The 6,121-nt window shown below is 58.3% G+C and carries 6 protein-coding genes; 2 read left to right on the top strand and 4 right to left on the bottom strand.

The genetic code is table 11. From position 1 onward, the window contains the following. Together arfB and B7L09_RS09050 are read right to left on the bottom strand one after the other, a co-directional pair. The coding region (arfB, locus tag B7L09_RS09045; RefSeq protein ID WP_094468532.1) for an alternative ribosome rescue aminoacyl-tRNA hydrolase ArfB at positions 1 to 413 on the bottom strand (413 nt) is incomplete at its 3' end. 223 nt (positions 414 to 636) lie between these two features. Next, positions 637 to 2,052 (bottom strand): amino acid permease, encoded by a 1,416-nt coding sequence (locus B7L09_RS09050; protein ID WP_094468533.1) that lies wholly within the window; start codon positions 2,050 to 2,052, stop codon positions 637 to 639. 929 nt (positions 2,053 to 2,981) lie between these two features. Here B7L09_RS09050 and B7L09_RS31965 point away from each other — a divergent pair. Then, the gene (locus B7L09_RS31965; protein ID WP_010461921.1) at positions 2,982 to 3,119 is read left to right on the top strand and encodes a hypothetical protein; all 138 of its coding nucleotides are present in this window, start codon (positions 2,982 to 2,984) and stop codon (positions 3,117 to 3,119) included. Positions 3,120 to 3,188: 69 nt separating this feature from the next. Beyond that, positions 3,189 to 4,154: a M29 family metallopeptidase gene (locus tag B7L09_RS09055; RefSeq protein WP_094468534.1), complete on the top strand. Its 966-nt coding sequence runs from the start codon at positions 3,189 to 3,191 to the stop codon at positions 4,152 to 4,154. A gap of 236 nt (positions 4,155 to 4,390) precedes the next feature. Here B7L09_RS09055 and rluB read toward each other — a convergent pair whose 3' ends face one another. After that, the gene (gene rluB / locus B7L09_RS09060; RefSeq protein ID WP_094468535.1) at positions 4,391 to 5,689 is read right to left on the bottom strand and encodes a 23S rRNA pseudouridine(2605) synthase RluB; all 1,299 of its coding nucleotides are present in this window, start codon (positions 5,687 to 5,689) and stop codon (positions 4,391 to 4,393) included. Between the two features lie 157 nt (positions 5,690 to 5,846). Continuing rightward, entirely contained in the window at positions 5,847 to 6,038 is a 192-nt protein-coding gene (locus B7L09_RS09065) for a DUF1289 domain-containing protein (protein ID WP_094468536.1), read from the bottom strand. Positions 6,039 to 6,121 lie beyond the last annotated feature (83 nt).

Raw genomic sequence — 6,121 nt, forward strand, 5'->3', positions numbered from 1 at the left:
TAGAAATCCACCTTGCCGCGCCCGGCCTTGATGCTGCCGCGCTTGGTCTTGGATTCCAGGCGACGCTTTTTCGAGCCCAGGGTGGGCTTGGTCGGGCGGCGCTTCTTCTCGACCTTGGTGGCGCTGAGGATCAATTCCACCAGGCGCTCCAGCGCATCCGCGCGATTCTGTTCCTGAGTCCGGTATTGCTGGGCCTTGAGCACCAGCACGCCGTCACTGGTGATACGGCTGTCACGCAGCGCCAGCAGCCGCTCCTTGTAGAACTCAGGCAAGGACGAGGCCGGAATGTCGAAGCGCAGGTGCATCGCGCTGGAGACCTTGTTGACGTTCTGCCCACCGGCGCCTTGCGCGCGAATGGCCGTCAACTCGATCTCGGCATCCGGTAGGTGCACGTTGTTGGAAATCACCAGCATGGAAAACCGTCCGTATTCAGAACGCGCAGGATACCGCGAATAGACTGAAGGAATGCTGCCCCTGTGGGAGCGTGGCTTGCCCGCGAAGAACGATGACCCGGTATGCCTGATGAACCGCGGTGCCTGAATCGCGGGCAAGCCACGCTCCCACAGGGATTTGTGTCAGTCCTCAAAACAAAAAACCCGGCACATTGGCCGGGTTTGTTGTTTCTGCGTGCTGCGCTTACTTCGCGTTTGCCGCGTGCAACGCATGCTGAGCGCTGCGTTTGTTCTTGATGCCGTAGCACACCCACATGAACGCGACCCAAACCGGAATCGCATACACGGAGATCTGGATGCCCGGGATCAACAGCATCACGCCGAGAATGAACACCACGAACGCCAGGCAGACGTAGTTCCCATAGGGGTACCACAGCGCCTTGAACAGCGGCACTTGGCCGGTGCGGTTCATGTGCTGGCGGAACTTGAAGTGGGAGAAGCTGATCATCGCCCAGTTGATCACCAGCGTAGCCACTACCAGCGACATCAGCAGTTCCAGCGCATGCTGCGGGATCAGGTAGTTCATCAGCACCGCCACCAGGGTGATCGCCGCCGAGGCCAGGATCGAACGCACCGGCACACCGCGCTTGTCGATCTTCGCCAANGCTTTCGGCGCATCGCCCTGCTCGGCCATGCCCAGCAGCATGCGGCTGTTGCAGTANGTGCCGCTGTTGTACACCGACAGCGCCGCGGTCAGCACCACGAAGTTGAGGATGTGCGCGGCGGTGTCGCTGCCNAGCATCGAGAACACCTGCACGAACGGGCTGCCGCTGTAGGCATCGCCGGACGCGTTGAGGCTTGCCAGCAGGCTGTCCCAAGGCGTGAGCGACANCAGCACGACCAGCGCGCCGATGTAGAAAATCAGGATCCGGTAGATCACCTGGTTGATCGCTTTGGGGATCACNGTGCGCGGCTNGTCGGCTTCGGCGGCGGTGAAACCGAGCATTTCCAGGCCGCCGAACGAGAACATGATGATCGCCATGGCCATCACCAATCCGCCCACACCGTGCGGGAAGAACCCACCGTGGTCCCACAGGTTACTCACCGAGGCTTGCGGGCCGCCAGTGCCGCTGACCAGCAGGTAGCTGCCGAGCGCGATCATGCCGACAATCGCCACNACCTTGATGATTGCGAACCAGAATTCGGCCTCACCAAAGACTTTGACGTTGGCCAGGTTAATCAGGTTGATCAACACGAANAAGCCGGCGGCCGAGACCCAGGTCGGAATGTGTGGCGCCCAGTAGTGGATGTATTTGCCGACCGCAGTCAGCTCCGACATGCCCACCAGNATGTACAGNATCCAGCAGTTCCAGCCCGACAGGAAGCCGGCGAAACCGCCCCAGTATTTGTGGGCGAAGTGGCTGAAGGAACCGGCCACCGGCTCTTCGACGATCATTTCGCCGAGCTGGCGCATGATCATGAACGCGATGAAGCCGCAGATGGCGTAGCCCAGGATCATCGACGGGCCGGCNGATTTGAGCACCCCGGCCGAGCCCAGGAACAGGCCGGTGCCGATGGCGCCCCCGAGGGCGATCAACTGGATATGCCGATTTTTCAGGCCGCGTTTCAGCTCGCCTGAAGAGGAGTTTTGTCCACTCATGAAAAGGGTCTCACGCAAGGTTTGATGATGTTCGTTAGACGTTGCTGCTCGGTTGCGATTTCAAGCAGCGCCGATCAAACCCCAGCGAAGGCAAAAGGAGTTCAGCGTCTTTCTAACGGTCATGCGTCACCTGTTTGTTTTTATCTGTGACGAAATCGAACCCGACACGCTTGTGGCGCGGCGGAGTGAACAAGGCGGATAGCCTTGAGGTTTGCGCAGGTGCGCAGGAGGTCACAGTTAAAACGCGGCGCATTGTACACCTGTAACCCCCTGCTGCCAGACACCGCTGGATCAGCGCATCGTTTGCCGGGATTGCCTGTGTCCGCCCCGAGGGTCTCGGGCGGCTGCAAAAACTGGGTCAGACCTTTGCGGGTCTTCGACGGGGACGACAAACAAATCGCCCTCGGGGGAGAAGTGGAGATGAGTCACGGCGTTCATTGCGCCTCCTTCTTGTTATGCACCTGCACGACAGGCATGAAGCGCATCTCACCCTTCCAGCGCCGCTGAAACAAGCGGGCCAGAGCCTTGCAGGGTGGTAGAGCGAGGTGTTTGCGGAAGGATTTCCTTACACCCTTTCCGTGGACGTCAATTCAAGGGCTGAGAAGCGAAAATCCGTCAGCTTTTCTTTACAAGCCGTAACGCACACTTTCCAAATCAGATCAATCTGTAGGACGACTGCAAATTGACGTTAGGAAGCTTCCTAAGGAAAAGGTCGAGTTAGTTTTTTGTTTTTAATCGATAAATACGCTCCCAAAAAACAGAATAAAAAGTGCAAATAAATCTAATTTGATTATTTTATTGCAATTTAAAAAGCTCTGGACTAGGTTTTCAGCGACTTGCCGAGACGCATCGACCGGCAAGTTGGCACGTTATTCAATGACCGAAAACGCGCCGCTGCACTTACCGAAAAGTCATCTAGGAGATTCACAATGCAAGCACTTGAAAAAGACTTGGAAACTGAACTGCAACTGGACGATTGGTTTGAAGCGCCGACCCATGAGGCCGCCGTTGAAATGATGCAAGCCGATGCCGTTGTGCCGTTTGGCACCGCGATGTGGCCTCTGTAAGGCACCCCGGCAGGCACGATCCGGCCGGTTGTGCCTGCCACTTTTTCTCGGTTTGTCAGGGAGGACTACATGGATAAGCAACGCGCCATTTCGCATTTCCTTTACTACCTCGAACACCACCCTGCCGTTGCCGGCATCAACCCGGCAAAGGTCTTGCTCGGCCACACCGCTGATTACGAGGCACTGACCGGCGCCATCGCCGAACAGGCCGGTGACAGCCAGCCCTTCCGTTTCAACGCCTTGCGCCTGGACATTGAGCCGACAGATAAGCTGGCCCAGGCGATTGCCGACAGCGATCTGTACATTTTCTTCTACGACTCTTCCACCCTGCCTAATCCTCGCCCCGACGGCCCGGAGTTTGTCCGTGCGCTGCAAGGTGTGATGGCGGAGCACTGGAAGAAATCCCTGCTGTTCAAGGATTACGGCGACTACTTCTACGACACNTTCAGCGTCACTCCACAGCGCATAGCGGGGTTGAACAGCCACTTGATCCAGCGCATGTCCCATGCCACCACGTTAAGTTTCAAAGATGATCACGGCTCATGGTTTGAAACACCGATGCATAGCATCAAGAAGTGGACGGATATCAACGGCATCGGCAACTTTGATTTGGCCCCCGGTGAAATTGCCACGCACAGTGAAGCAATCAACGGCCGGGTGAAGTTCATGGGGACGTTCCTCAGCACTATTCCGTTTGCCCGCAAGTACGGGGTGCTGGATTCGCCGCTGGAGTTATGGATCGAGAACTCGACCATCCACAAGATCGCCACGGATGTGCCGGGGCTGGAACATGATTTCAACAAGTACCTGGAGGCTAATCCGTCGAACCGGCGCATTGAGGAGTTGGGGATCGGCACCAATGAAGGCGTGAAGGNGCTGTATGCGCGCAATGCAGGCTTCGAGGAGCGCCATTGCGGTTTGCACCTGGGGTTGGGCGGTGGCCAGAAGGGCAGCCATCATCTGGACCTGATCTTCTCCAGTGGCGTATTGGCACTGGATGATGAGCCGGTGTTTGATGGGCGGTTTGTGTTTTAGCAACCATTTTCCTGCAGATGCGACTGATATCTTCATGAGCGAGTCCGCCCCCACAGGGACCGGCGCGCACGATTTACCTGAAACACCGTGGTTGAATGGTTTTACGACTGCTGCGCAGCCGAACGCAGCCTCGCGTTGCTCGATAGCCCTCTGAGCGAGGGCTATTGGTAGTTCTTATATAACCGATTGTTCGGCAAAGAACCGAGGGTTTGCGTTTTTTATGCGGCGCTTACCGATTACTCAGGCTTGCGACGACCAAAGCCCGGACGCTGGCCCGAACCGGCCGGCGCACCACGGCGTTTGCCCGATGGCGCATCCTTGTCGACCAGAACTATGCCTGGGCGCTTCTTCGCCGGCGCCTTGGCCGGACGCTTGGTGTCGGAAGGACGGTCTGCCACTGGCGTACCGCGACCCGACTCACCACGAGACTCGCCACGACCGGCTGGAGCACCGCGATCACTGCGACCACCGCTTGGCGCACCACGGCCTTCGCCACGTTCAGTGCGACCGTTGGCCGGACGCGGCGTGCGTGGACCGCGCTCGCCGTCAGCACGCGGTGCTGCTGGTTTGCGCGCTGGACGCTCGCCTTCGATATGCGGTTCACGAGTATCACGTGGCGTAGCAGCGGTCTGGTTACCGATGGCTGGACGCAACGAACGCACGCGCTCGGTCTTGCCCATTGGACGCGACGATTTACGCTGCATGCGGTCGAGCTTGTCTTTGCTCTTGGCGTTCATCTGCGGCATCGCGACCGGCGTCAGGCCAACTTCAGCGCTGAGGATGTCAACTTCGTACTGGCTCATTTCGCGCCAGCGGCCCATCGGCAGGTCGGAGTTCAAGAACACCGGGCCGAAACGCACGCGCTTCAGGCGGCTGACCACCAGGCCCTGGGATTCCCACAGGCGACGTACTTCACGGTTACGGCCTTCCATCACCACGCAGTGGTACCAGTGGTTGAAACCTTCGCCACCTGGCGCCTGCTTGATGTCGGTGAACTTGGCCGGGCCGTCTTCAAGGACTACGCCGGCTTTCAAGCGCTCGATCATCTCGTCATCGACTTCGCCACGTACACGCACCGCGTATTCACGGTCCATCTCGTAGGAAGGGTGCATCAGGCGGTTAGCCAGTTCACCGTCAGTGGTGAACATCAGCAAGCCGGTGGTGTTGATGTCCAGGCGACCGATGTTGATCCAGCGGCCTTCTTTGGGCTTAGGCATCTTGTCGAACACGGTCGGACGGCCTTCCGGGTCGTCACGGGTGCAGATCTCGCCATCGGGCTTGTTGTACATGATGACGCGGCGCACCGATTCGGCGGCCTCTTCACGCTTGATGACCTTGCCATCAATGGTGATTGCATCGTGCAGGTCGACGCGCTGCCCAAGGGTGGCGTCTTTGCCATTGACCTTGATGCGGCCGTGGCTGATCCAGGCTTCTACGTCACGGCGCGAGCCGACGCCGATACGTGCCAGCACCTTTTGCAGTTTTTCACCTGCTGGGCCGATTTCCTGGCTGTCGTTCTGGTCGTTGATNCTCATCTGGGCACCTCCCGGTGTGGTCTGTTCAGGCGGCCCTGAATTGAGCGTCCTGAAGCGATGTAAAACTGGGTACTTTGGCAAAGGGATCGCCAAAGGGTCGCGAATCATACGCTCATGGAAGCGTTCGCGCATCAGAGACTAGCTGATGAATGGAGACTTACTTGCCTTTCCGCCGACCGGTGGCGCCAAGTTTGATCAAGCGCAGCGAGGCTTCAGCAANAACCGTGCGTTTGTCGACCTTGTCGAGTTTCTTCCAGGCGCGGATCTCGCGCTTGCTACGGCCGCAGCCGACGCAGATGTCATCGCTGAACTTGCAGATGCTGATGCAGGGGTCTTTGGTTGAACTCATTTGAATCCTCCCAGGCAACGGGTTTTCTGTGGGAGCTGCTCGCCTGCGATGGCGTCACCTCGGTGAAACACAAAGACCGAGTC

It is taken from the genome of Pseudomonas mandelii, from assembly GCF_002251635.1.
GTDB lineage: Bacteria > Pseudomonadota > Gammaproteobacteria > Pseudomonadales > Pseudomonadaceae > Aquipseudomonas > Aquipseudomonas mandelii_B.